Source organism: Modestobacter marinus (genome assembly GCF_019799945.1).
In the GTDB taxonomy this organism is placed as follows: Bacteria; Actinomycetota; Actinomycetes; order Mycobacteriales; family Geodermatophilaceae; genus Modestobacter; species Modestobacter marinus_B.
In genome coordinates this window covers 274,686-298,297 of record NZ_JABGCH010000002.1, presented here as the reverse complement: position 1 = coordinate 298,297, position 23,612 = coordinate 274,686, and the positions used below count along the sequence as shown (strand labels likewise).

The following is a 23,612-nucleotide window of genomic DNA, read 5'->3' as shown; positions in this document are numbered from 1 at the left end:
CACGGGCGGGCCCGAGCCGGTCACGGTGGAGCTGCTGCAGCGGCTGTTCGCCGAGCGCGGCTTCCCCGGGCGTGCGGCTGCACGACCCCACCTGGTTGTCCGAGTTCGCCCCGCGGGCGGCCCTCGTGGACAGGTACCGGGTGGGCCGGGTGCTGCTGGCCGGCGACGCCGCACACGTGCACAGCCCCGCCGGGGGACAGGGGCTGAACACCGGTGTGCAGGACGCCTACGACCTGGGCTGGAAGCTCGGGCTCGTGCTGGCCGGCTCGGCGTCGGAGGACCTGCTCGACACGTACCAGGAGGAGCGGCTGTCGGTCGCCCGGTCGGTGCTGGCGGGCAGCGACCGGGGGCACACCGTCGTCTTCTCCGCGCACCCGGTCGTGCGGCAGCTGCGCGAGCGGGTGCTCGCCCCGCTGCTCCGGCTCGACTCCGTCCAGCGGGCGGTGCTCGACCGGTCCGCGGAGCTCACCGTCTCCTACCGGGGGAGCTCCCTGTCCCGGGACCGCGTCGGCGGTGTCGCCACCCGGGTCCGCTCCTGGCGGGGGCCGCACGCCGGGGACCGGGCGCCGGACGCCCGGTGCCGGGCCGCGGACGGGAGCGGGCCGACCCGACTGTTCGACCTCTTCCGCGGCCCGCACGCCACGCTGCTCCTGTTCGCCGGCCGGGCGACGCACCCCGCGCCCGAGCGGCTGGCCGTGCTGGCGCGCGAGGTCGGGGACCGCTGCGGCGGCGACGTCCGTGCCCGGGTCGTGGTCCCGGCCGACCGGGTGCCCGCAGAGCTGGACGCCGGTACCGCGGTGCTCGACCCGGCCGGGGAGGCGCACCGGCTCTACGGGGCGGCGGCCGGGGCGCTCGTCTTCGTGCGGCCGGACGGGTACATCGGGCACCGGTCGACGCCGGCCGACGAGGTGGCGCTCCGGGCGTACCTCGGCGCCATGTTCTTCCGGCGGAGCAGTTCAGTGATCCGCTGACGCCGCGACTCCGCCGTCCGATCCGTTTTCCCACCGAGCCGAGGAGGTCCCCGTGTCCCGTCCGTCGTCGCCCCCCGACCGCCCCGCCCCGCCGACGTCGCCCGCGGACGGCGTCCACGTGGTGGTGGGCGCCGGCGGAGCGGTCGGCCGGCTGGTCGTCGCCCACCTGTCCGCAGCCGGGCTCCGGGTCCGAGCCGTGACCCGGGACGGTCGCGACGTCGGCACCCCGGGCGTCGAGGCCGTCGCGGCTGACGCGGCCGACGGCGCGGCGCTGACCGCGGCCTGCCGCGGGGCGGTCGCGGTCCACCACTGCGTCATGCCGCCCTTCCTGCGGTGGACCCGGGACTTCCCGGCGCTGACCGATGCCCTGATCGACGCCGCGAGCGCGGTCGGCGCCCGGCTGGTCTACGCCGACGACACCTGGATGTACGGCCGGGTGCGGGCCCCCATGACCGAGGACACCCCCTGGCGGCCGGTCAGCAGCCGGGGGGTCCTCCGTGCCTGGCTCGCCGAGCGGATGCTGCACGCGGCCGCCGCCGGGCGGCTGCAGGTCAGCATCGCCCGCGCCGGGGAGCTGTACGGGCCCGGCGTGCGGTCCCTCATCGCCGGCAACGTCTTCGGCCCGGCGCTGCGGGGGCGTCCCGTGCACTGGGTCGGCGACCCCGACCTCCCGCTGACCCCCACCTTCGTGGACGACTTCGCCCGGACCGTCGCCGTCCTCGGCACGACGGACACGTCGGACGCGGCGGTCTGGCACGTGCCCCACCCCGCGCCCACCACGGGTCGGGCGCTGGCGGCCGAGGCCTGCCGGCAGGCCGGCACGCGGCTGTGGCTGCTGCGGCACGGGACCACCAGGTTCCGTGCCGTCGGCCGGGTCGTCCCGATCGTCCGGGAGGGCGCCGAGCTGGTGTACCAGTTCGAGCAGCCGTTCGTGGTCGACGGCAGCCGGGCGGCCCGGAGCTTCGGGCTGACCCCGACCTCCTACGAGGAGGGGGTGCGCAGGACGCTGTCCGCCCTGCGCACCCCCTCCGCGGACCGCCCGGACGCCGCCCGGGCGGTCGCCGAGGCCAGCGCCTGAGCTGGGCGAAGGTGTCGGCGGCCCGGTCAGCGATGAAGGTGCTCACGTAGGGCTGTTCGGCCTCGGCGGCGCGCTCGGCGCGCACAGCTGGCGGACGCCGTTCCGGCTCTACGCGGTGAGCATCCCGCTCGCCCTGCTCGCCGCCCGCTACGTCGGGCAGCCCGCGCAGCGGACGGCGTCCAGGTCCGGAACGCTCCCGCCGCTCCCGTGGGCGCAGCTGGCCCGGCCGGTGGTGGTCACCCTGGTCGGCGGGCTGGTCCGGCCGGTGGGCTCGCCCCGGTGCTCGCGGGGCTGGGTGTCGTCGCCGTCGTCATGGCCGTCGTCGTCCACCTGACCCGGCCGGCCGCGCAGCCGGCCGTCTGTGCTCCTCGGCCGTGGCCCCGGGCGGGCGCCCCGGGGCCACGGCTGCTCACTGGGCGGCGTAGCCGCCGTCGACCAGGTGGTAGCTGCCGGTGACGAACGAGGCGGCGTCGCTGGCGAGGAAGGCGACCAGACCGGCCACCTCGTCCGCGGTGCCCATCCGGCCCAGCGCGTGCTTGGCGCTGAGGAAGTCGATGGTCGGCTGGTCCAGGTTGGCCTCCAGCAGCGGCGTGGTGATGAAGCCCGGGCCGACCGAGTTGACCCGGACGCCCTGCGCCGCGTACTCCAGCGCCGCGCTCTTGGTCATGCCCACGACCCCGTGCTTCGCCGTCACGTAGGCGCTGGACGCGGCGAACCCGACGCCGCCGAGGACCGAGGCCATGTTGATGATCGACCCGCCGCCGGCGGCGACCATCGCGGGGATCTCCGCGCGCATGCAGTAGAAGACGCTGTTGAGGTTGACCTCGATGACCTTCCGCCAGCTCTCCAGCGAGTAGTCCGCCAGTGGCGCGGCCTGGCCCCCGATGCCCGCGTTGTTGATCGCCACCCGCAGCGGGCCGAGCTCCCCGGCGGCGGCGACCATCGCCTCCACGGCGGTGACGTCGCTGACGTCGGCCACGAAGGAGGCCGCCGTCCCGCCGGCGGCACGGGCCGCCTCGGCGACCTCGGCCGCCGCCTGCTCGGCGAGGTCCGCCACCAGCACCGCCGCGCCGCTGGCGGCCAGTTCCAGGACCACGGCCCGGCCGATGCCCGAACCGCCTCCGGTCACGATCGCCGACCGGCCGCCCACGTCGTACTGCGCCATCTCCGTCTCCTCCTCCCGGACGCCACGGCGTCCGACCCGGACAGTGCACCGATCCTCCCGGGGGCCGGCGGCGCACCGCGCGCTCAGGAGGTGGTCAGCGACCGCGCGCACTGCAGCAGCGCGGGGACGTAGCTCATCAACTGCTCGCGGTCGGTGAGGAAGGTGACCGTCGAGATGCTCACCGCCCGCAGCGGGTGGCCGAGGCTCTCCGGCACCACGGTGGCGATGCAGCGGATGTTCTGCTCGTTCTCCTCGTCGTCGACCGCGTAGCCCCGCTCCCGGATCAGACCCAGCTCAGCGCGCAGCGCGTCGGGGTCGGTAAGGGTGCCCGCCGTCCGGCCGGGGAGACCCGCGGCGAGGACCGCCGCGACCTGGTCCTCGGGCAGGTGCGCCAGCAGCGCCTTGCCCATGCCCGTGCAGTGCAGCGGCGCCGTCGCGCCGACCCGCGACCGCATGACGAACTGGTCGCGGCCGTCGAGCTTGTGGGTGTAGACGACGTGGTCGTGCAGCAGGACACCGGCGTGCACGGTGTGCCCCACGGCGTCCCGCAGCCCGGCCAGGGCCTGCTCGACGGAGGTCCCCGGCGACGCCATGGCGGCGAACGCGTAGGCCTGCGGGCCCAGCGAGTACCGGCCGCCCTCGTGCGCGCGGACCCACGCCAGCTCCCGCAGCCCGGCGAGGACCCGGTGCGCGCTGGGCTTGGAGACGCTGCAGTCGCGGGCCAGGTCGGCCAGCTGCACCGCGCCGCCCGCCCGGGCCAGCGCCTGCAGGACGACGAGCGCCTTCGCGGTGCTGCCCACGGGCAGGGCGCGGGTCTGGTCTGCCGCGGTGCCCGGTTCGGTCACCTCGCTCACCTCCGGTCCGGCGGCGCCGGGACCGCCGGCCGCCCGGCTTGACGGCTCCCTGTGACGCCGCTTACGGTGCTTCACGATACGGAACGACGTTCCGTATATCGGAACGTACGGCTCCGCCCGGAGGACGTCAAGAGCTCCTGCGCGACGTCCTGCGGCCCCACTCGACGAGCGGCTCCACCGGCCACGCCGTTCCCGACGAAGGCGGACACCCCCGATGAAGCTCCTGCTGCCGAACTCCCTCCCGCTGGACCCGGCGCTGCCCGACGGCGTGCAGGCGGTCGTCTACGACGCCTCCGCCCGGGTGCCCGACGAGCACCTGGACGCCGACGCGCTGGTGGTATGGGGCAGCTCCGGCGACGACCTCGCCGCCGTCGCCGGCCGGATGCCGCGGCTGCGCTGGGTGCAGACCCTCGCCGCCGGGCCGGACGTGGTGCTGGCCGCGGGGTTCCCCGACCGGGTCCTCGTCACCGCCGGGATCGGGCTGCACGACGAGCCGGTCACCGAGCACGCCCTGGCGCTGGTCCTCGCGCTCGTGCGCCGGCTGCCCGCCGCCGCGCGGGCGCAGGCCGAGCACCGCTGGGCCGGCGAGCTCGGCGGGCTCCAGCCGCTGCACCCGCCGGGCGCGGTCACCACCCTGATCGGCGCCCGGGTGCTCATCTGGGGGTTCGGGCACATCGGACAGAACCTCGCCCCGCTGCTGAGCGGGCTCGGCGCCCGGGTGCGGGGTGTCGGGCGGAGTCCGGGGGAGCGGTCCGGCTTCCCCGTCGTCGCCGAGGACGAGCTGGAGGCCGAGCTCCGGGAGACCGACGTCCTGGTGATGATCCTGCCCTCGACCCCCGCGACGGACGACGCCCTGGACGCCGACCGGCTGGCGTGCCTGCCACCGCACGCGCAGGTGGTCAACGTCGGGCGGGGCTCCACGGTCGACGAGGCGGCGCTGGTCGAGGCCCTGGCCGGCGGTCGGCTCGCCGGAGCCGCCCTCGACGTCACCAAGGTCGAGCCGCTGCCGGCCGACTCGCCGCTGTGGGACGCGCCGAACCTGCTCCTCACCCCGCACGCCGCCGGCGGGCGGCCGGTCGGCGCCGACGCGCTGATCGCCCGCAACCTCGAGGCGCTGCTCAGCGGTGGCCGGCTCACGAACGTGGTGGAGCGGTGACGAGCCCGGCCGACGTCGCAGCCGCGCTGGGCCGGGCGCGCCTCGTCCCCGTCGTCGTCCTCGACGACGCGGCCGACGCCGGGCCGCTGGCGGACGCCCTCGTGGCCGGCGGACTCCCCGTCGCCGAGGTCACCTTCCGCACCGCGGCCGCCGCCGATGCCATCCGGGCGATGGCCGACCGGGGGGACCTGCTGCTCGGCGCCGGCACCGTGCTGACCCCGGCCCAGGTCGACCAGGCCGTCGCCGCCGGGGCGAGCTACGTCGTCTCCCCGGGCCTGAGCCGGGCCGTCGTGGAGAGGTGCGCCGACCACGGCGTCCTCGCGCTGCCCGGCGCGGTCACCGCGACCGAGGTGCAGGCGGCGCTGGAGTTCGGCCTGGGCACTGTGAAGTTCTTCCCGGCCGGCACGTCCGGCGGGGCGCCGGCGATCGCCGCGCTGACCGCACCGTTCGCGGACGTCCGGTTCATCCCGACCGGCGGCATCGGTCCGGCCGACCTCGCCGAGTACCTGCGCATCGACGCCGTGGTCGCGGTCGGCGGCTCCTGGATGGTGCCCCGCGACCGGATCAGGGCCGGGGACTTCGCGACCGTGCGCCGGCTGACCGCCGAGGCGGTGGCCCTTGGGCGGGCGGACCAGGGCTGAGGACATGTCCGGTACCGGAGGAAGGGGAACGAGGGCCATGAGGGAGAGGGCGCCGCTCCCGCCGGTCACGACCGCCCGGCAGGTGCCGCGGTGGTCGGAACTGCGGGACGTCGTGCAGTTCAAGAAGCCGCAGGTGAGCCGCACCGCGCGACGCCTGACCAACGCGCTCTCGGTCCGCGACCTGCGCGAGGCGGCGCGGCACACGACCCCGCGCGCGGTGTTCGACTACGTGGACGGCGCGGCCGAGGAGGAGATCACCGCGGCGCGGAACATCGCCGCGTACCGGCGGGTCACGTTCCACCCGGACGCGCTGCGCTCGGTCGCGGAGCCCGACCCGGGCGTCGAGCTGCTGGGCCGGCGCATCGCCATGCCGCTGGTGTTCGCCCCTACCGGCTACACGCGGATGATGCACCACCACGGGGAGTCGGCCGTGGCCTCCGTGGCCCAGCACGTCGGCATCCCGTACGCGCTGTCGACGGTCGGCTCGACCTCGATCGAGGACGTCCGGGCCGCGGCGCCCGACGGTGACCTGTGGTTCCAGCTGTTCTTCACCGGCGACCTGCGGGTGAACGAGGACCTCCTGTCCCGGGCCGAGGCGGCCGGGTACTCGACGATCCTGCTCACCGTCGACACCACGGTCTCCGGGATGCGCCTGCGGGACGTCGTCAACGGCCTCACGATCCCGCCGACCCTGACCGCCCGCACGGTGCTCAACATGTCGCGGTTCCCGGGGTGGTGGTTCAACAAGCTGACCACCGGCGGGATGACCTTCGCGTCGCTGGCCGGCGTCCCCGGCAACCCCACCCCGGGCGAGGTGGCGAGCATGATGTTCGACCCCGGCCTGGACCTGAGCTCGCTGGACTGGCTGCGCGACCGGTGGCCGGGGCGGCTCATCGTCAAGGGCGTGACGACGCCCGGCTCGGCCCGCGAGGTGATGGAGCACGGCGCCGACGGGGTGGTGGTCTCCAACCACGGTGGCCGCCAGCTGGACCGCTCGGCCGCCACCCTCGACGTCCTCCCGGCCATCCGGGCCGCGGTCGGGCAGCAGGCCACCGTGCTGATCGACGGCGGTGTCCTGCACGGCCAGGACGTCGTGGCCGCCCGCGCGCTCGGCGCGAACGCGGCGATGATCGGCCGCGCCTACCTGTACGGCCTGATGGCCGGCGGCCGGGACGGCGTGCTGCGGACCTACGAGATCCTCGCCGGGGAGTACCTGCGGTCGATGCAGCTGCTCGGCGTGCGCCGCAGCGAGGACCTCTGCGACCGGCACGTCGCCTTCACCCCGCACGGCACCGGCGACTACCCGAACGTCTCGGTCTGATCGCGCCGTCCCGCTCGTCTTGCGAGGTGAGCCGGGACGGTGGAGAAATCCCTGTACTGCCTCAGCAGTGACCCAGCTCACAGACGACAGGAGGCGCCAATGGTCAGCACCCGTCAGCCGGGAGGGAACCGCTCCTCGGTGGTGGACCTCTTCCCGACCAAGCACCTGGAAGCCCCCAAGGTGCGGGACATGCCCGATCCGCCGGCCAGCTTCCGGCACGTCATCGGGCCGGGGATCATCGCGGCCGGCGTTGGCATGGCCAGTGGTGAGTTCATCCTCTACCCCTACATCGCCTCCCAGGTCGGGCTGGTGTTCGTCTGGGCCGCCTTCGTCGGTCTGGCCACCCAGTACTTCCTCAACATGGAGATCGAGCGCTACACGCTGGCCACCGGGGAGACCGCGCTCACCGGTTTCAGCCGGTACTGGCGGCACTGGGGCCTGGTGTTCGCGATCCTGGCCTACTTCGCCAACATCTGGCCGGGCTGGGCGACGAGCTCGGCGACCCTGATCACCTACCTCGTCGGCGGCAGCGTGCCGCCGATCGCGATCGGCATCCTGCTGCTGATCGGGATCATCCTGACCATGGCCCCGGTGGTCTACCAGGCGCTCGAGAAGATCGAGATGGTCAAGGTCGCCGCCGTCCTGCTGCTCATCGTCGTCGCCTCGTTCGCCGCGATCGGCGCCTCCACCTGGGCCGACACCCCAGACATCGTCACCAAGGCCGGCGTCCCGCACCAGCAGCTCGGCTTTGCGCTGCTCCTGGGGGCACTGGCGTTCGCCGGCGCGGGTGGTGGCCAGAACCTGTGCCAGAGCAACTGGATCCGCGACAAGCGCTTTGGCATGGGCGCCTACGTCCCGCGGATCGTCAGCCCGGTCACCGGCCACCCGGAGGCCGCGCCGTCGACCGGCTTCGTCTTCGAGCCCACCCCCGAGAACCTGGGCCGGTGGCGGCGCTGGTGGAAGTTCGCCAACATCGAGCAGCTCAGCACCTTCGTGGCGATCAGCTTCCTCACCATCCTGTTCACCTCACTGCTGGCCTACGCCACGGTGTTCGGCGAGGAAGGGCTGGCCAGCGACATCTCCTTCCTCAAGGTCGAGGGCGACGCGCTCAACGAGACCGTCGGCGGCTGGTTCGGCACGTTCTTCTGGATCATCGGCGCGTTCTCGCTGTTCGCCGCCGCGCTCGGGATCGTCGACTACACCAGCCGGCTGGGCGCCGACGTGCTGAAGACCGCGTACCTGAAGGGCGCGAACGAGAGCAAGATCTACTTCGCGCTGGTCTGGGGCCTGGTGCTGATCGGGTGCGTCGTCATCCTGTCCGGGCTGTCGCAGCCGCTGGTCCTGCTGGTGATCTCCGCGGTCACCGGCGGGCTGATGATGTTCATGTACTCGGCGCTGCTGCTGCTGGTGAACAAGCGGGTGCTGCCGAAGGAGATCCGTCCGGGCGCCGTCCGGGTCGCCGCCCTGATCTGGGCCTTCCTGCTGTTCGGCTTCCTGTGCGTGCTGACCTTCAACCAGCAGCTGCAGAACCTGTTCGGTGGCTGAACCGGGGCGCGTGGTCACCGCCGGGGAGACGATGGTGCTCGTCGTCCCCCCGGCGCCGGGCCGGCTCCGGCACGCCGGGGTGGTGACGATGTCGATCGGCGGTGCGGAGAGCAACGTCGCGATCGGGTTGTCCCGGCTCGGTGTGCCGGCCAGCTGGGTGAGCGTCCTGGGCGAGGACGAGCTCGGCGAGCTGGTCCTGCACCGGATCCGCGCCGAGGGCGTGGACACCAGCGCCGTGCGCCGGGTCGCCGACCGGCCCACCGGCCTCTACCTGCGGGAGGAGGTCGCCGGCGCGCTGCGGGTGTACTACTACCGCCGCGGGTCGGCGGCCTCGACCCTGGCGCCGGGTGCCTTCGACCCGGCGGTCCTCGACGGCGCCGCCTTCCTCCACCTGACCGGGATCACCGGGGCGCTGTCGCCGGAGTCGGCCGAGTTCCTGACCTGGGCGGCGCGGGCCGCGCGGGAGGCAGGCGTCCGGGTGAGCTACGACGTGAACTACCGCAGCCGGCTGTGGGAGCCGGCCGAGGCCCGCGCCGCCAGCGAGGCGATGCTGCCCCACGTCGACGTCCTGCTCGTCGGCGACGAGGAGGCCCGGGCACTGTGGGGTTGGGACGACGACGCCGTCCTCGACCGCCTCGCCGACGCCGGCCCCGGCGAGGTCGTGCTCAAGCTCGGTGCGCGCGGCTGCGCGGCGCTGGTGGACGGCGAGCGGCTGACCTCACCGGGCTTCCCGGCCCGCCAGGTCGACCCGATCGGGGCCGGGGACGCGTTCGCCGCCGGCTACCTGGCCGCGACCCTCGAGGGGCAGGACCCGGCGGGCCGGCTCCGGACGGCGAACGCCATGGGCGCCTTCTGCGTGCAGAACCTCGGCGACTACGAGGGCCTGCCCAGCCGCCGGGAGCTCACCGCGTTCCTCGACGATGCCTTCGACCTCGGGAGGTGACGATGCAGCAGCCGCAGGACCCGGCCGGCGTCCTCGAGGGCGTGTACGTCGCGAACGTGACGCCGTTCCGGGACGACGAGCGCTTCACCATCGACGTGGACGCCTACCTCGGGCACGTCCGCTGGCTGGCCGAGCAGGGGGTCACCGGCGTCATCCCGTTCGGGACCAACGGGGAGGGGCCCTCGGTCACCACCCGGGAGAAGACGGCGGTCCTCGACGCGCTCGTCCCCGCGTCGGGCCCGCTGCACGTCGTCCCCACGGTCGCCGAGGGGAACCTGCCGGACACCCTCGACCTGCTGGCGTACCTGGACGACCTGCCGGTGGCGGCGGTCATGGTGCTGCCGCCCTACTTCTTCAAGCCGGTGTCGCCCGAGGGGCTGCGGCTGTTCTACGACCGCGTCCTGGCCGCCACCCGGCACCCGGTGGTGCTCTACCACATCCCGAAGTACGCGATCCCGCTGCCGACCGAGCTGGTGACGGGGCTGCCGGTGTGGGGCGTGAAGGACTCCGGGGGGGAGGCGGGCTACGCCGCGGAGGTGCATGCCGCCCGGAAGGGGGTGCTCGTCGGCACGGAGGACGACCTGCCCGGGCGGCTGATGACGGCGCACGGCTCGATCTCCGCGCTGGCCAACATCGTCCCGGAGCACGTCGTCGCGCTCTACCGGCACGTCCGCGAGGGGCGGTCCGCCGAGGCGGCCGCGCTCTCCGCGCACCTGTTCCGGGTGCGGGCGATGACCAAGCAGTACGCGGCCCCCGGGGTGCTCAAGAAGATCGCCGAGCAGCGGCACGGGCACCCGATGGGCACCGTGCGGCCGCCGTTGACACCCGTGCCGCCGACCTTCGACGCCGCCGCCGCGGCCGAGCGCGCCGTGGCCGGCCCGACCACGTGAGGGGCTCCGGATGCGGGTGCTGGTGACCGACGCGGACTACGGCACGCTCGACCTGGAGGAGGAGGTGCTCCGCGCCGCCGGGCACGAGCTGCTCTCGGCCCAGTGCCGGACGGCGGCGGAGGTGATCGAGGCCGCCCGGGACGCCGACGCCGTCCTCGTGCAGTACGCCCCGATCACCGCGGAGGTGCTCGGCGCGCTGCCCCGGCTGCGGCTGGTGAGCCGCTACGGCGTGGGGGTGGACGTGGTCGACCTGGCCGCCGCCCGGGAGCGCGGCGTCTGGGTGTGCAACGTCCCCGACTACGGGACCACCGAGGTCGCCCTGCACGCGGTGGCGATGCTGCTCGCGCTGATGCGCAACCTGACCGGGCACGACCGCGAGGTGCACGCCGGGCGCTGGGACCACCGGCTCGGGGGACGTCTGCCGCGGCCCGGCGGGCTGACCCTGGGCGTGGTCGGGCTGGGCCGGATCGGGCGGACGACGATGGAGGGCGCCGCGCCGTGGTTCGGCGGCGTGGTTGGCTACGACCCGTATCTGCCGGACGACGCCTGGCCCGCCGGGGTGGAGCGGCTCGGGCTGGAGGAGCTGTTCGCCCGGAGCAACGCGGTGACGCTGCACCTGCCGCTGACGCCCGAGACCCGGGGCCTGGTCGGGGCGGACCTGCTGGACCGGATGCCGGCCGGGTCGTTCCTGGTGAACACCGCTCGTGGCGGGCTGGTCGAGCTCGACGCCGTCGCGCAGGCACTGGTGGACGGCCGGCTCGCCGCTGTCGGCCTCGACGTGCTCCCGCAGGAGCCGCCGCCGGCGGACCACCCCCTGCTCGCCCATCCGCGGGCGCTGCTCACGCCGCACGTCGCCTGGTACTCGGAGGAGGCGGAGGTCGAGCTGCGGCGCAAGGCGGCGCGGAACGTCGTGAGCTGGGCGGAGACCGGCCGGCCGGACTACGTCGTCGTCGAAGGGCGCTGACGGGGCGGCCTGCACGGCCGCGTGATAGGCACGTCGGCACGGCCGACGACGGGAGTGAACGTGCAGGCAGTGGTCTACGAGCGCACCGGCGGACCCGAGGTGCTGACGGTCCGCGAGGTCCCCGACCCCGAGCCCGGCGAGGGCGCGGTGCTCGTCGACGTCGAGGCCGCGGGCGTCAACTTCCGGGACGTGTACGAGCGGGAGGGACGCCGGCCCTACACCGCGACCCCGCCCGCGGTGATCGGCGTCGAGGGCGCGGGGACCGTCGTCGGCACCGGCGAGCGCGTCGCCTGGCTCGACGTCCGGGGCAGCTACGCCACCCGGCTCGCGGCGCCGCGCGACAAGGTCGTGCCGGTGCCCGACGGCGTCGACATCAAGGTCGCCGCCGCCGCGATGCTCCAGGGCTGCACCGCCCAGTACCTCACCTCCGAGTCGTACCCGGTCGCCGAGGGCGACTGGGCGGTCGTGCACAGCGCGGCCGGTGGGGTGGGCCTGCTGCTCACCCAGCTGGTGCGCGCCCGGGGCGGCCACGTGCTGGCCACCACGTCGACCGAGGAGAAGGCCCAGCTCGCGCGCGCCGCCGGCGCGGACGAGGTCGTGGTGGGCTACGAGGGGTTCCCGGAGCGGGTCCTCGAGCTGTCCGGGGGCGCAGGCGCGGCCGTCGTCTACGACGGCGTCGGACGGACGACGTTCGCCGCGGGTCTGACCGCGCTGCGACCCACCGGGCGGATGATCCTGTTCGGCGCCGCCAGCGGACAACCCGAGCCGCTGGAGCTGCACTCGCTGGCGGGTCATGGCTCGCTCTACGTGCAGCGCCCGACGCTGGCCACCTACATCCGCACGCCGGAGCTGTTCCGCGGCCTGGCCGGCGCGGTCCTGGACCTCGTCGCCGCCGGCCGGCTCGACGTCCGGATCGGCGGACGCCGGCCGCTGGCGCAGGCGCGGGAGGCGCACGAGGACCTCGAGGCCCGCCGCAGCACCGGCAAGCTCCTGCTGCTGCCGTAGCGGCCGCCGGAGGGGCAAGGTGGGCGCAGGACGGGCGGGCGGTGGACGGCGTCGGCGGACGCCCTGAGCCGGAGGTGAGGACCGTGGCGCGGGTGCAGAACTGGGTTCCGGTGGTGGAGGCGGCCACGCGGGCGCCGTCGATCCACAACACGCAGCCGTGGCGGTTCACCGCCGCGCCGGACCGGCTGGAGGTCTTCCTCGACACGAGCAGGGGGCTGCCCACGCTGGACCCCACGCACCGCCAGCAGGTGATCAGCTGCGGCGTCGCGGTGGAGTTCGCCCTGGTGGCGCTGCGGTCCGCCGGGCACGAGGCCGAAGTCGAGGTGGGTGGGGCCGAGGTGGGCGGGGCGGGGGACGACGACCACCTGGCCACGGTCCGCGTCACCGGCCCCCACGAGCCCACCGGCGCCGACCAGGCGCTGGCCACCGCGATCGTGGAGCGGCACACCCGGCGGGCGCCGTTCCTGCCCCACGCCGTCCCCGACGAGCTCCTCGGGCAGCTGCAGGAGGCGGCCGGCCCCTACGGCGTGTGGGTGCAGCAGGTCAGCGAGACCGACGCCGAGCTGGTCCTGGCCCACCTGCTCGACCGGGCCGAGCGGGCCGAGCAGTCCGACCCCGCCTACCGGGCGGAGCTGGAGAGCTGGCTGCGCACCGACCCGGACGCCCCCGACGGCGTCCCGGTGACGGCGGTCCCCGCGGATGATCCGGCGGCCCGGCCGACGAACTGGACGGTCCGTGACTTCCTGGTGGGCCGGCGCACCCGGCAGCCCGCCGCTCCGGTGGCCGACGACGACCCGCCGCCCCCGGTGGAGCGGCCGGCCGTCGTCCTCCTGGGCACCGCCGGTGACGACCGGCCCGCCTGGGTGCAGGCCGGCCGGGCGCTGGGGCGCGTGCTGCTCGTCCTCACCGCGGCGGGGATGGCGGCCTCCCCGCTGACCCAGGCGCTGGACTGGCCGGCGACCCGGACCCGCATGCGGGTGGACCTGTCCCTGGTCGGGCACCCGCAGATGATCATGCGGATCGGCTGGAGCTCCGCGCAGCCGACGCGGACCGGCCGCCGCCCGGTCGCGGAGGTCCTGCGCACCGTCGACTGATCCCCGGCGCGGGGGTCGCCGCGCCGGGGACATCCCTCCCGTCGGCGGTTCAGGCCGGGCGGGTCACGTCGTCGAGCACCTCGAGCAGGTGCCGGTAGGGGTGGCCGGTCGCCCGGGTCATCCCCAGCTCACAGGTGCGGTTGACCGACGCGTAGGCCGTGGCCGGGTGCCGGCCGACGGCCTTGGCCTCCGGTGCGGTCGCGGAGGCGGTCAGCTCCGGGTGCAGCAGCCCGCGGTCCCCGGCGAAGGCGCAGCAGCTCCAGTCCTCGGGTTGCACGACCTCCTCCGCGGCGGCCGCGGCCACCCGCAGCAGCGCCGGGTTGATGCCGAGCTGGGTGGAGGAGCAGGTCGGGTGGACGACGAGCGACGGCACCCGCCGCGCCGCGGGCAGCTGCGGCAGGACGGCGGAGTCGACGAACGCGACGGCGTCCACGACCCGGATACCCTCCTCCTCGGCGAGCAGCCGGATCAGCCCCTCGGTGCAGGAGGCCGCGTCCACGACCACCGGCAGCGCGCCGCCGTCGGTGGCCTCCCGCAGCGCCGGGACCACCTGCTCGCGCATGGCCTCCCAGCCCTCGGTCAGGCCCTTGGACTTCCACGGCGTTCCGCAGCACAGCCCGGCGATGGCGTCGGGGACCCGCACCGGGACGCCGGCCCGGTCGCACAGCGCCAGGAAGGCGTCCTGCACGCCGGGACCCTCGGGAGCCCCGAACATCGTGGAGATGCAGGCCGGGAAGTACACCGCCTGCGCGTCGCCCGCCGGGCGGGGCCGGCGCCGCTTGCCGCCGCCGGGGAGCTCGGCCGACCAGGCCGGCACCGTGTCCGCGCCGAGCAGCGCCCGGCCGGCCGCGGTCGCGCCGCGGGGCAGGGGCGCCGGCACGGCCCGGGCGACGGTGAGCGCGGCCGCGGCCGCCCGCGTCGTGCCGTCCCAGTGCTTGGCGGCGGTCTTCCACACCTTCTGCTCGACCAGGCCGGTCTGCTCACCGCGCAGCCGGCGGGTCAGGTCGCCGGTGTCGATGAGCACCGGGCAGGCGGTCTGGCACATGCCGTCGACGGCGCAGGTGTCGATCGCGTCGTACTGGTACTCGTCCTCCAGCCGCTGGAACAGGGCGGCGTCGCCGGCGTCCCGGGCGCGGATCATCTCCCGGCGCAGCACGATCCGCCGCCGCGGCGTGGTGGTGAGGTCCTTGCTCGGGCAGACCGGCTCGCAGTAGCCGCACTCCACGCAGCGGTCGACCTCCACCTCGACGGTCGGCGTGGACTTGAGGTGGCTGATGTGCGCCGACGGGTCCTCGTCGAGCAGGACGCCGGGGTTGAGCAGGCCCCTCGGGTCGAGCAGCCGCTTGACCTCCTGCATCACCTCGTACAGCTCGTCGCCGTACTGGCGGCGCACGAACGGGGCCATGATCCGGCCGGTGCCGTGCTCGGCCTTGAGCGTGCCGTCGTTGCCGAGCACGAGGTCGACCATGTCGTCGGTGAAGCGCAGGTACCGCTCGATCATGTCGGGGCGGTCGAAGTCCTCGTTGAGCATGAAGTGGACGTTGCCGTCCTTCGCGTGCCCGAAGATGACGCTGCCCGCGTACCCGTGCCGCTCGAACAGCTCGGTGAGGTGCTCGCAGGTGGGCAGCAGCTGCGCCACCGGGACGGCGATGTCCTCCAGCAGCGCGGTGGTGCCGGACGGCCGGGCCCCGGCCACCGCGGTGTACAGGCCCTTGCGGATGTGCCACAGCGCGGCCCGGGTCACGGCGTCGCTGCTCAGGCCGGCGGGGGAGGCCAGCGGCAGCCCGCCGAGGACCCCGGTGGCCGCGGCGACCCGGTCGGCGAGCTCCTCGCCGGTCGGCTGCTGGTGCTCCACCAGCAGCGCGGTGTGGTCGACGACGGTCAGCGCCCGCAGCTCGGCGGTCGCCTCCGGGTCGCCCTGGGCGACCCGCAGGCTGGTCGCGTCGAGCAGCTCGATGGTCGCGAAGCCGGCGTCGACCAGGGCCGGCAGCGAGCCGGTGGCCGAGGCGAGGTCGGGGAACAGCAGCAGGCCGGTAGCGGCGAAGGGGTGGGCCGGCACGGTGCGGAACGTCGCCTCGGCGACGAAGGCCAGCGTGCCCTCGCTGCCGACCACCAGGTGGAGCAGGACGTCGACCGGCCGGGTGTGGTCGACGAAGGAGTTCACCCCGTAGCCCATCGTGTTCTTGATGGAGAAGAGGCTGTGGATCCGGTCGACCGAGACCGGGTTGTTGCGCACCCGGTCGCGCAGCCGGGCCAGCCCCTCGTACACCTCCGGCTCCAGTGCCCGCAGCCGGTCGTCGGCGTCCGGGGCGCCGGTGTCGACGACCGTGCCGCTGGGCAGCACCAGGACGGCGGACTCCAGCGTCCGGTAGGTGTTCAGCTCCGTGCCGCAGGCCATGCCGCTGGAGTTGTTGGCGACGACGCCGCCGATCGTGCACGCGCTCTCGCTGGCCGGGTCGGGCCCGAGCTTGCGGCCGTACCGGGCCAGCCGGGTGTTGACCGCGCGCACGGTCGCGCCGGGCTGCACCCGGACCCGGGCGCCGTCGTCAAGCACCTCGATGCCGCGGAAGTTCCGGCGGGTGTCCACGAGCACGCCGTCGTTGGTGGCCTGCCCGGACAGGCTGGTGCCGCCGGAGCGGAAGGTGAGCGGCACGCCCTGCTCGGCGCTGACCCGCAGCAGCGCGCCGACCTGCCCGGCGTCCCGTGGCGTGACGACCGCCTGCGGGACGAGCAGGTAGTGGGACGCGTCGTGGGCGAAGGACAGCCGGTCGGAGGCCCGGGCGGCGACGGCACCCGGTGCGGCCTCCTCCAGCAGGGCCACCAGCGGGCCGGCCGGGTGCAGCAGGTCGTCGTCCCGGTCCTGCTCCAGGGCGTGCCGCGTGCGCCGGTCAGTGAGACTCACGGCTGACCTCCGAACCGCTCGAGCCGACGAGGAAGTCCAGGTCCGCGCCGGTGTCGGCCTGCAGCACGTGGTCGACGTACAGCCGCTCCCAGCCGCGCCGCGGGTCGGCGAAGCCGGCCACGGTGGCCTCGTTCGGTCTGCGCCGGGCCAGTTCTTCCATGGGGACCTCCAGGTCGATCCGACGCGCGGGCACGTCGAGGCGGATGACGTCGCCGGTGTGCACCAGCGCGAGGGGGCCGCCGGCGGCGGCCTCGGGGGTGACGTGCAGGACGACGGTGCCGTAGGCGGTGCCGCTCATCCGGCCGTCACAGATCCGGACCATGTCACGGACGCCCTGCTCGAGCAGCTTGGTGGGCAGCGGCATGTTCGACACCTCCGGCATGCCGGGGTAGCCCTTCGGGCCGCAGCCGCGCAGCACGAGCACCGAGTCGGCGTCGACGTCGAGGTCGGGGTCGTCGATCCGGGCGGTGAAGTCCTCGATCGAGTCGAAGACGACCGCCCGCCCGCGGTGTCGCAGGAGGTGCGGTGAGGCGGCGGCGGGCTTGACCAGCGCACCGCCGGGGGCCAGGTTGCCGCGCAGCACGGCGATCCCGCCCTCGGCGACCAGCGGGGCCGCCCGGGGGCGGATCACCTCGGCGTCCCAGATCGGGGCGTCGTCGAGGTACTCGACCAGCGGCTTGCCGGTCACGGTCAGCGCGGTCGGGTCGAGGAGGTCGCGGACCTCCCGGAGGACGGCGAGCAGGCCGCCGGCGCGGTGGAGGTCGTCCATCAGGAAACGGCCGGCCGGCAGCAGGTCGACCAGCACCGGGACCCGGGAGCCGATCCGGTCGAAGTCGTCGATGGTCAGGTCGATGCCGAGCCGGCCGGCGATGGCCAGCAGGTGGACCACCGCGTTGGTCGAGCCGCCGATCGCGGCCAGCGCCACGATCGCGTTGGCGAACGACCCCTTGGTCAGGAAGGTGCTCGGCCGCCGGTCGGCGGCGACCATCTCCACGGCCAGCCGGCCGGTGCCGTGGGCGGCCTCCAGCAGGCGGCTGTCCGGTGCCGGGGTGCCGGCGACCCCCGGGACGACGGTGCCCAGCGCCTCGGCCACCAGCGCCATCGTCGAGGCGGTGCCCATCGTGTTGCAGTGCCCGCGGCTGCGGATCATCGCCGACTCCGAGCGGGTGAACTGGTCGGCGGACAGGGTGCCGGCCCGGACCTCCTCCGAGAGCCGCCAGACGTCGGTGCCGCAGCCCAGCGGCACGCCGCGGAAGGTGCCGGTGAGCATCGGCCCGCCGGGGACGACGACGGCGGGCAGGTCGACCGAGCCCGCGGCCATCAGCAGCGAGGGGATGGTCTTGTCGCAGCCACCGAGCAGGACGACGCCGTCGATCGGGTTGGCGCGCAGCATCTCTTCGGTGGCCATCGCGGCCATGTTCCGCCAGAGCATCGCCGTCGGCCGGACCTGGGTCTCACCCAGGGACACGACCGGCAGCTCCAGCGGGATGCCGCCGGCCTCGTAGACGCCGTTCCGCACCGACGCGGCGACCTCGGTGAGGTGGGCGTTGCACGGGGTCAGGTCGGAGGCGGTGTTCGCGATGGCGATCTGCGGCCGTCCGGTGAAGGCGTCGTCGGGCACACCGCGGCGCATCCACGCCCGGTGGATGTAGCCGTTGCGGCTCTGCCCGGCGTACCAGTGTGCGCTGCGGAGCTCCACGTCGAGCACCTTCCGACTGTCGACACGATGGTCTAGTTTCCGGAACGACCTGGAGCGTACGCAGGCGGTTCGCGACCCGGCAGCACGCGGGGCGGGCGGTCCGGTCCCCGTCGTCGCGGAGGTCCGCGCACCCGCCCGATCCCTGGAGCACCCACCCGTGTACCTCATCCGCATCGGCGCGCCCGGCGCCGAGGAGCCGGTTGCCCGCCCCGACGAGCACGTGCTCCCGCTCCGGTGAGCGCGCCGACGATGCGGGCGTTCGTGCTCGACGCGCCGGGGAGGAGCTCGGTGCGGGAGGTGCCCGTGCCGGTGGCGGTCCCCGGCGAGGTGGTGGTCGACGTCGAGCGGGTCGGCGTCTGCGGCACCGACGTCGAGTTCTTCACCGGCGAGATGGCCACCCTGGTCGAGGGCGACTCGACCTATCCGATCCGGCTGGGACACGAGTGGGCGGGCATCGTCGCCGCGGTGGGGGACGGCGTGGACCGGTCCTGGCTCGGCCGGCGGGTCATGGGCGGCACCATGCTCGGCGACCGGACCTGCCGCCGCTGCCGGCGCGGGCACCAGCACGTCTGCGCGCACCGGCAGGAGGTCGGGGTCCGCGGCGGGCGGCACGGCGCGCTCGCCGAGCAGGTCGCCGTCCCGGCCTGGTCGCTGCACGCGCTGCCGGACGCCGTCGACCCCGTCCTGGGCGCCCTGGTCGAGCCCGGCGGCAATGCGCTGCGCGCGGCCCAGGCCACCGGCGCCGGGCCCGGTGACCGGGCGCTGGTCCTGGGCCCGGGCACGATCGGCCTGCTGGTGGCGATGTTCCTGCGTGCGGCGGGCGCCGAGGTGCACCTGATGGGCCGCACCCCGGAGTCGCTCGCCTTCGCCCGGGGCCTCGGGTTCGAGCACGCCTGGACCGCGGACACCCTCCCGGACCTGCCGTTCGACGCGGTGGTCGACGCCTCCACCGCCGAGCACCTGCCCGCCCTGGCGCTCGACCTGGTGGAGCCGGCCGGACGGGTGGTCTACATCGGGCTGGCCGGCCGGGCCAGCACGGTCGACACCCGGACGCTGGTGCTCAAGGACGTCACCGCGGTGGGCGTGCTGTCCGCCTCCCCGGGGCTCGCGGGCGCCATCACCGCCTACGCCACCGGCGCGGTCGACCCGCGCCCGCTGGTCGCGGCCACCGTCGGGCTCGACCAGGTCGGGGCGGTGCTCGCCGGGCGACCGCCCGCAGGGGCCGGTCCCGGACCGAAGGTCCTGGTCGACCCCCACCTGCGCTGAGGAGCCGCGCGATGACCGACTTCGAGGGGCTGGTGGCCGTGGTCACCGGCGGGGCCAGCGGGATCGGCGCGGCCACGGCCCGGCTGCTGCGGCAGCGGGGGGCCCGTGTCGCCGTGCTGGACCGCAGCACCGGCGGGGTGCCGGAGGGCACGCTGGCCGTGCCGGGCGACGTCACCGACACCGCGGCGGTCGACGCGGCCGTGGCGACGGTGGTCGACCGGCTCGGCGGGCTCGACGTCCTGGTGAACAACGCCGGCATCGGCGCGGTCGGCGAGGTCGGGCAGAACGACGACGCCGAGTGGGCGCGGGTGCTCGACGTCAACGTGACCGGCATGGCGCGGGTCAGCCGCGCGGCGCTGCCGCACCTGCGGCGCTCACCGGCCGGGGCGGTGGTGAACACCTGCTCGGCCGTCGCGTTCGTCGGCGTGCGCCAGCGGGCGCTGTACAGCGCGAGCAAGGGGGCGGTGCTCGGGCTGACCCTGGCCATGGCCGCCGACCACGCGGCCGAGGGGATCCGGGTCAACGCGGTGGCGCCCGGCACCACCGACACCCCGTGGGTCGCCCGGCTGCTGGCCGCCGCCGAGGACCCCGCAGCGGCGGCCGAGGCGCTGCGGAAGCGGCAGCCGCTGGGCCGGCTGGTCACCGCCGACGAGGTCGCGCACGCGATCGCCTCGCTGGCCTCGCCCGCCGCCGGCTCGACCACGGGGACGGTGCTGCGCGTGGACGGCGGGATGACCGGCCTCCGGCTCTGACCGTCCGGTCTCCGGGAACGGCCGGTCCGGTCGAGTGCGGCGGTCGACCCCGGGTCAGCCGAGGCGGTCGGCGACGCTCCGCTCGGTGGTCCGCCGGATCCGGTCGGTCTGCCGCGAGAGCGTCATGTCCAGCAACCGGTCGATCGGCGGGACCTCACCGAGCCGGGCCAGCCCCATCCACCGCGGGACGGACACCGTCCGCGACCAGTACGACGTCAGGCTGCGCACGACCTGCTCGGCGACCCGCTCGCTGCGGATGCCGCGGGAGAGCCTGCCCTCGGCGTCGTCGTCGGAGCCCGGGGCCGCGCCGCGTCCGCGCACCAGCCACTCGGTGGCCACCGGACCCGGCATGATCGAGTGCACGCGGACCCCACGGGCGGTGACCTCCCGGCGCAGCCCCTTCACGAAGCCGTGGGCGCCGGCCTTGGTCGCGGAGTAGATGGTCAGCGGGGGGACCTGGGACAACGCGGCGGCCGACGCGACCACCAGGAGGTCACCACGGCCACGGTCGGCGGCGGAGGCGAGCAGGTGGGGCAGCGTCAGCCGGGCGAGGTCGACCACACCGGTGAGGTTGGTGTCCACCATCGTCGTCACGGCGTCGGCCGGCGTGTCCTCGACCAGACCGGCGTAACCGATGGCCGCGTTGAGGACGACGGCGTCAAGTCGCCCGTGCTCCTCGACGACGCGCTGCACCAGCGCGACGCGATCCGCCCCGGAGGCCACGTCGGCCACCATCCCCGTCACGCCGGGGACGCCGGCGAGCGCCTCGGTCAGCCGGGCTCCGTGCCGGGCGCAGGTCACCACCCGCGCGCCGGACGCGGCCAGCCGGGAGACGACGGACCTGCCGATGCCGGCGCTGCCGCCGGTGACGAGGACGACACGGCCGCGGATATCGGTCACCGGGCGGTTGTTCCCATCCGGACAGGGAACAACCGCGTCGTGAGCGACGAGTCCGCCCAGCAGGGGACGGGCGGGGAAGCCCCTGTTCCGAGTCCCACCGACCGCCGTCCGGCGCGTGCCGTCCCACCCACGTACGTGGACGCCAACCGGCTGTGGGTGGACTCGCGCGTCCGGGCCCTCGTGCAACGCCGCGTGGAGGCCCCCGTCCTGCTGCGGCTGGGCGGTCGCGTAGACGGCGGCCGGGTCCTCGAGCTGGGCCCGGGGCGCCGCGGCACCGGCTTGCGGCTGGCCCTCGAGGTCTTCGGGGCGGCCCGGGTCGAGGGGGTCGAGCGGTACCCGGCGAGCGTCATCGCCTGCCGGGCCGCGGTCCGCGACCTGGAAGGGCGGGTCGAGGTGGCGCACGGCGACGCCACCCACCTGACTGCACCCACGGCGACCTACGACGCGGTCTTCGGCTACCACGTGCTGCACCACGCCGTGCACTGGCGGGCGGCCGTGACCGAGGCAGCGCGGGTGCTGCGCCCGGGTGGGCGCTTCTACTCCTGCGAGATGACCGCGCGGATCGTCGACAGCCGTCCGCTGCGGGCGGTCTCCCGCCATCCGGCCGACGGCGACCGTCCCGACCCCGCCGGCCTGGCCGCCGCATGTGCGGCCGCCGGACTGACCGTGCTCGCGCAGGAGACGCGGCTTGCGGGCTGCTGGACGGCCCTGGTCGCGACCAGGCCCTGACCTGGCGTCCGCCGGGGCCTCAGCCGGCCGTCGTCTCCTGGTCGACGCACAGGACGTTGCCCTCGCTGTCCTTGAACCAGGCCGCGCGGCCCATGCCCTCGATCGTGGCGACCTCGCCGTCCCAGGTGACGCCGGGCATGTCCTCGTAGACCTCGAAGACCACGCCCTTGGCCTTCAGGTCGTGCACCTCGGACAGGTAGACCCGCCCGCACCCTGCGACAACGAGCTGCACACCGGCCCGGGGCCGTTCTCGTGCCGGTTCCCCGACGTCCGGCAGCGGCGCGCCGACGCACGGTCGACCGGCCATTGACACCCCTCCGGCCCCGTTCCTACCGTCGCCGCGTTAGGGACCGCACCTGGGGCACGACCCCGTTCGCCGTTCCTGCTCCGGGTTCGGTGGCCCCCTGCCACCGTGCGACGACGCCGGTGGACCGCCACGGACACCGGAGCACCCCATGCGCGAACCCCCCTCCGCCATCCCACCCCTCGGCTCGACCGGCGCGCGGGCCCGGCGACGCTGGCCCCTCGCGGCCGCGCTCGGCGTCGGGCTGCTCGTCCCCGCCGGGACCACCCCGGCCGGCGCGGCCGAGGACGACGGGGGCGACGGCCCCAGCACCTCCGTGGAGTCCTTCGGCACCGCACCCGACGGCACCGCGGTCGACCGCTGGACGCTGAGCAACGGTGACATCACCATGCAGGTGCTCACCTGGGGCGGGGTGATCCAGACGCTGGAGGTGCCCGACGCCGACGGGGAGGTGGACAACGTCGTCCTCGGCTTCGCCGAGCTGGACGACTACGTCGGGGACGACGACCCGTACTTCGGGTCGCTCATCGGCCGCTACGGCAACCGCATCGCCGGCGGCAGCTTCACCCTCGACGGCACGAGCTACCAGCTGCCGCTCAACAACGGCCCGAACACCCTGCACGGCGGCCCGACCGGCTTCGACGACCGGGTGTGGGAGGCGACCGACGTCTCCGACGACGAGGTCGCCGCCCTGGAGCTCGCGCTGGTCAGCTCCGACGGGGACCAGGGCTTCCCCGGGACCCTGAGCACGACGGTCACGTACACCCTCGACGCGGACAGCCGCCTGGAGGTGCACTACGAGGCCACCACCGACGCGCCGACCGTCGTCAACCTGACCCAGCACACCTACTGGAACCTGGCCGGTGAGGGGTCGGGGAGCATCTACGACCACGAGCTGCAGATCGACGCCGACGGCTACACCCCGGTCGACGAGACGCTCATCCCGACCGGGGAGATCGCGCCGGTCGCGGACACGCCGTTCGACTTCCGGGAGCCGACGCCCATCGGTGAGCGCATCCGCGAGGACGACCAGCAGTTGCTGCACGGGCAGGGTTACGACCACAACTGGGCGCTCGACCGTGAGGACGACGGAGCGCGCGAGGGCTCGGACGACGAGGACGCCCTGGAGGAGGCGGCCGTGCTGCACGACCCGGACAGCGGCCGGACGCTGACCGTCTCCACCACCGAGCCCGGGCTGCAGTTCTACTCCGGCAACTTCCTGAATGGCACGCTCGTGGGCACCGGCGGGAACGTGTACCGGCAGGGTGACGGCCTGGCGCTGGAGACCCAGCACTTCCCCGACTCGCCGAACCAGCCCGACTTCCCGTCGACCGAGTTGCGTCCGGGCGAGGTGTACGACAGCACCACGGTGTTCGAACTCTCCTCCTGACCCCAAAGCCAGCGGGGGCGCCGCCACGGCGGCGCGCCCCGGT

Annotated in this window: 22 protein-coding genes; 16 read left to right on the top strand and 6 right to left on the bottom strand. The window is 74.9% G+C overall.

The window, feature by feature from the left end:
- Positions 1 to 71: 71 nt before the first annotated feature.
- The 3 genes from HK417_RS26055 to HK417_RS03280 all read left to right on the top strand — a co-directional run bounded on the left by HK417_RS26055 (position 72) and on the right by HK417_RS03280 (position 2,383).
- Positions 72 to 971, top strand: a complete 900-nt coding sequence (locus HK417_RS26055) for an FAD-dependent monooxygenase (protein ID WP_308123336.1) — start codon at positions 72 to 74, stop codon at positions 969 to 971.
- A gap of 52 nt (positions 972 to 1,023) precedes the next feature.
- Positions 1,024 to 2,049, top strand: coding sequence for an NAD-dependent epimerase/dehydratase family protein (locus HK417_RS03285; RefSeq protein WP_222263253.1), 1,026 nt, complete (start codon positions 1,024 to 1,026; stop codon positions 2,047 to 2,049).
- A gap of 115 nt (positions 2,050 to 2,164) precedes the next feature.
- Entirely contained in the window at positions 2,165 to 2,383 is a 219-nt protein-coding gene (locus HK417_RS03280) for a hypothetical protein (RefSeq protein ID WP_222263252.1), read from the top strand.
- A 75-nt stretch (positions 2,384 to 2,458) separates the two neighbouring features.
- Here the strand turns inward: HK417_RS03280 and HK417_RS03275 are convergent, their stop codons facing one another.
- A complete protein-coding gene (locus tag HK417_RS03275) occupies positions 2,459 to 3,214 on the bottom strand; it encodes an SDR family NAD(P)-dependent oxidoreductase (protein ID WP_222263250.1) in 756 nt (251 codons plus the stop codon).
- A gap of 83 nt (positions 3,215 to 3,297) precedes the next feature.
- On the bottom strand, positions 3,298 to 4,059 hold the full coding sequence (locus HK417_RS03270) for an IclR family transcriptional regulator (protein ID WP_222263248.1): 762 nt from the start codon (positions 4,057 to 4,059) through the stop codon (positions 3,298 to 3,300).
- A 223-nt stretch (positions 4,060 to 4,282) separates the two neighbouring features.
- On the opposite strand from HK417_RS03270, the gene HK417_RS03265 reads away from it, so the two are divergent.
- The 9 genes from HK417_RS03265 (at position 4,283) to HK417_RS03225 (ending at position 13,627) form a co-directional block, all read left to right on the top strand.
- Entirely contained in the window at positions 4,283 to 5,224 is a 942-nt protein-coding gene (locus HK417_RS03265) for a phosphoglycerate dehydrogenase (RefSeq protein WP_222263246.1), read from the top strand.
- Complete coding sequence (gene eda, locus HK417_RS03260) at positions 5,221 to 5,865, top strand: bifunctional 4-hydroxy-2-oxoglutarate aldolase/2-dehydro-3-deoxy-phosphogluconate aldolase (RefSeq protein ID WP_222263244.1); 645 nt, start codon at positions 5,221 to 5,223, stop codon at positions 5,863 to 5,865. Before HK417_RS03265 ends, eda begins: the two co-directional genes overlap by 4 nt.
- Before the next feature lie 37 nt (positions 5,866 to 5,902).
- On the top strand, positions 5,903 to 7,186 hold the full coding sequence (locus HK417_RS03255; RefSeq protein ID WP_222263242.1) for an alpha-hydroxy acid oxidase: 1,284 nt from the start codon (positions 5,903 to 5,905) through the stop codon (positions 7,184 to 7,186).
- Positions 7,187 to 7,285: 99 nt separating this feature from the next.
- Complete coding sequence (locus HK417_RS03250; RefSeq protein WP_222263240.1) at positions 7,286 to 8,731, top strand: Nramp family divalent metal transporter; 1,446 nt, start codon at positions 7,286 to 7,288, stop codon at positions 8,729 to 8,731.
- Positions 8,724 to 9,674, top strand: coding sequence for a sugar kinase (locus HK417_RS03245; RefSeq protein ID WP_308123335.1), 951 nt, complete (start codon positions 8,724 to 8,726; stop codon positions 9,672 to 9,674). The genes HK417_RS03250 and HK417_RS03245 overlap by 8 nt, the downstream gene beginning before the upstream one ends.
- Before the next feature lie 2 nt (positions 9,675 to 9,676).
- Positions 9,677 to 10,564 carry a dihydrodipicolinate synthase family protein gene (locus HK417_RS03240; RefSeq protein WP_222263238.1) on the top strand — a complete coding sequence of 296 codons (888 nt, stop codon included), beginning with the start codon at positions 9,677 to 9,679 and terminating at the stop codon, positions 10,562 to 10,564.
- 10 nt (positions 10,565 to 10,574) lie between these two features.
- Positions 10,575 to 11,528, top strand: coding sequence for a C-terminal binding protein (locus HK417_RS03235; RefSeq protein WP_222263237.1), 954 nt, complete (start codon positions 10,575 to 10,577; stop codon positions 11,526 to 11,528).
- A gap of 60 nt (positions 11,529 to 11,588) precedes the next feature.
- Positions 11,589 to 12,533 carry a quinone oxidoreductase family protein gene (locus HK417_RS03230; RefSeq protein WP_222263235.1) on the top strand — a complete coding sequence of 315 codons (945 nt, stop codon included), beginning with the start codon at positions 11,589 to 11,591 and terminating at the stop codon, positions 12,531 to 12,533.
- A gap of 83 nt (positions 12,534 to 12,616) precedes the next feature.
- On the top strand, positions 12,617 to 13,627 hold the full coding sequence (locus HK417_RS03225) for an Acg family FMN-binding oxidoreductase (protein ID WP_222263234.1): 1,011 nt from the start codon (positions 12,617 to 12,619) through the stop codon (positions 13,625 to 13,627).
- Between the two features lie 49 nt (positions 13,628 to 13,676).
- Here the strand turns inward: HK417_RS03225 and HK417_RS03220 are convergent, their stop codons facing one another.
- Both HK417_RS03220 and HK417_RS03215 read right to left on the bottom strand, forming a co-directional pair.
- On the bottom strand, positions 13,677 to 16,529 hold the full coding sequence (locus HK417_RS03220; protein ID WP_222263232.1) for an FAD-binding and (Fe-S)-binding domain-containing protein: 2,853 nt from the start codon (positions 16,527 to 16,529) through the stop codon (positions 13,677 to 13,679).
- Positions 16,516 to 18,237, bottom strand: coding sequence for an IlvD/Edd family dehydratase (locus tag HK417_RS03215; protein ID WP_222263230.1), 1,722 nt, complete (start codon positions 18,235 to 18,237; stop codon positions 16,516 to 16,518). The genes HK417_RS03220 and HK417_RS03215 overlap by 14 nt, the downstream gene beginning before the upstream one ends.
- A gap of 225 nt (positions 18,238 to 18,462) precedes the next feature.
- Between HK417_RS03215 and HK417_RS03210 the strand changes: the two genes are divergently transcribed.
- Entirely contained in the window at positions 18,463 to 19,494 is a 1,032-nt protein-coding gene (locus HK417_RS03210) for a zinc-dependent alcohol dehydrogenase (protein ID WP_222263228.1), read from the top strand.
- Positions 19,495 to 19,505: 11 nt separating this feature from the next.
- Positions 19,506 to 20,246, top strand: coding sequence for an SDR family NAD(P)-dependent oxidoreductase (locus HK417_RS03205; protein ID WP_222263227.1), 741 nt, complete (start codon positions 19,506 to 19,508; stop codon positions 20,244 to 20,246).
- Between the two features lie 54 nt (positions 20,247 to 20,300).
- Here HK417_RS03205 and HK417_RS03200 read toward each other — a convergent pair whose 3' ends face one another.
- A complete protein-coding gene (locus tag HK417_RS03200) occupies positions 20,301 to 21,146 on the bottom strand; it encodes an SDR family oxidoreductase (RefSeq protein ID WP_222263225.1) in 846 nt (281 codons plus the stop codon).
- 39 nt (positions 21,147 to 21,185) lie between these two features.
- Here HK417_RS03200 and HK417_RS03195 point away from each other — a divergent pair, with 39 nt between their 5' ends.
- Positions 21,186 to 21,875, top strand: coding sequence for a class I SAM-dependent methyltransferase (locus tag HK417_RS03195; protein ID WP_222263223.1), 690 nt, complete (start codon positions 21,186 to 21,188; stop codon positions 21,873 to 21,875).
- A 19-nt stretch (positions 21,876 to 21,894) separates the two neighbouring features.
- Here the strand turns inward: HK417_RS03195 and HK417_RS03190 are convergent, their stop codons facing one another.
- Positions 21,895 to 22,182 carry a VOC family protein gene (locus tag HK417_RS03190; RefSeq protein WP_222263220.1) on the bottom strand — a complete coding sequence of 96 codons (288 nt, stop codon included), beginning with the start codon at positions 22,180 to 22,182 and terminating at the stop codon, positions 21,895 to 21,897.
- Positions 22,183 to 22,330: 148 nt separating this feature from the next.
- On the opposite strand from HK417_RS03190, the gene HK417_RS03185 reads away from it, so the two are divergent.
- Positions 22,331 to 23,569: an aldose epimerase family protein gene (locus HK417_RS03185; RefSeq protein ID WP_222263219.1), complete on the top strand. Its 1,239-nt coding sequence runs from the start codon at positions 22,331 to 22,333 to the stop codon at positions 23,567 to 23,569.
- Positions 23,570 to 23,612 lie beyond the last annotated feature (43 nt).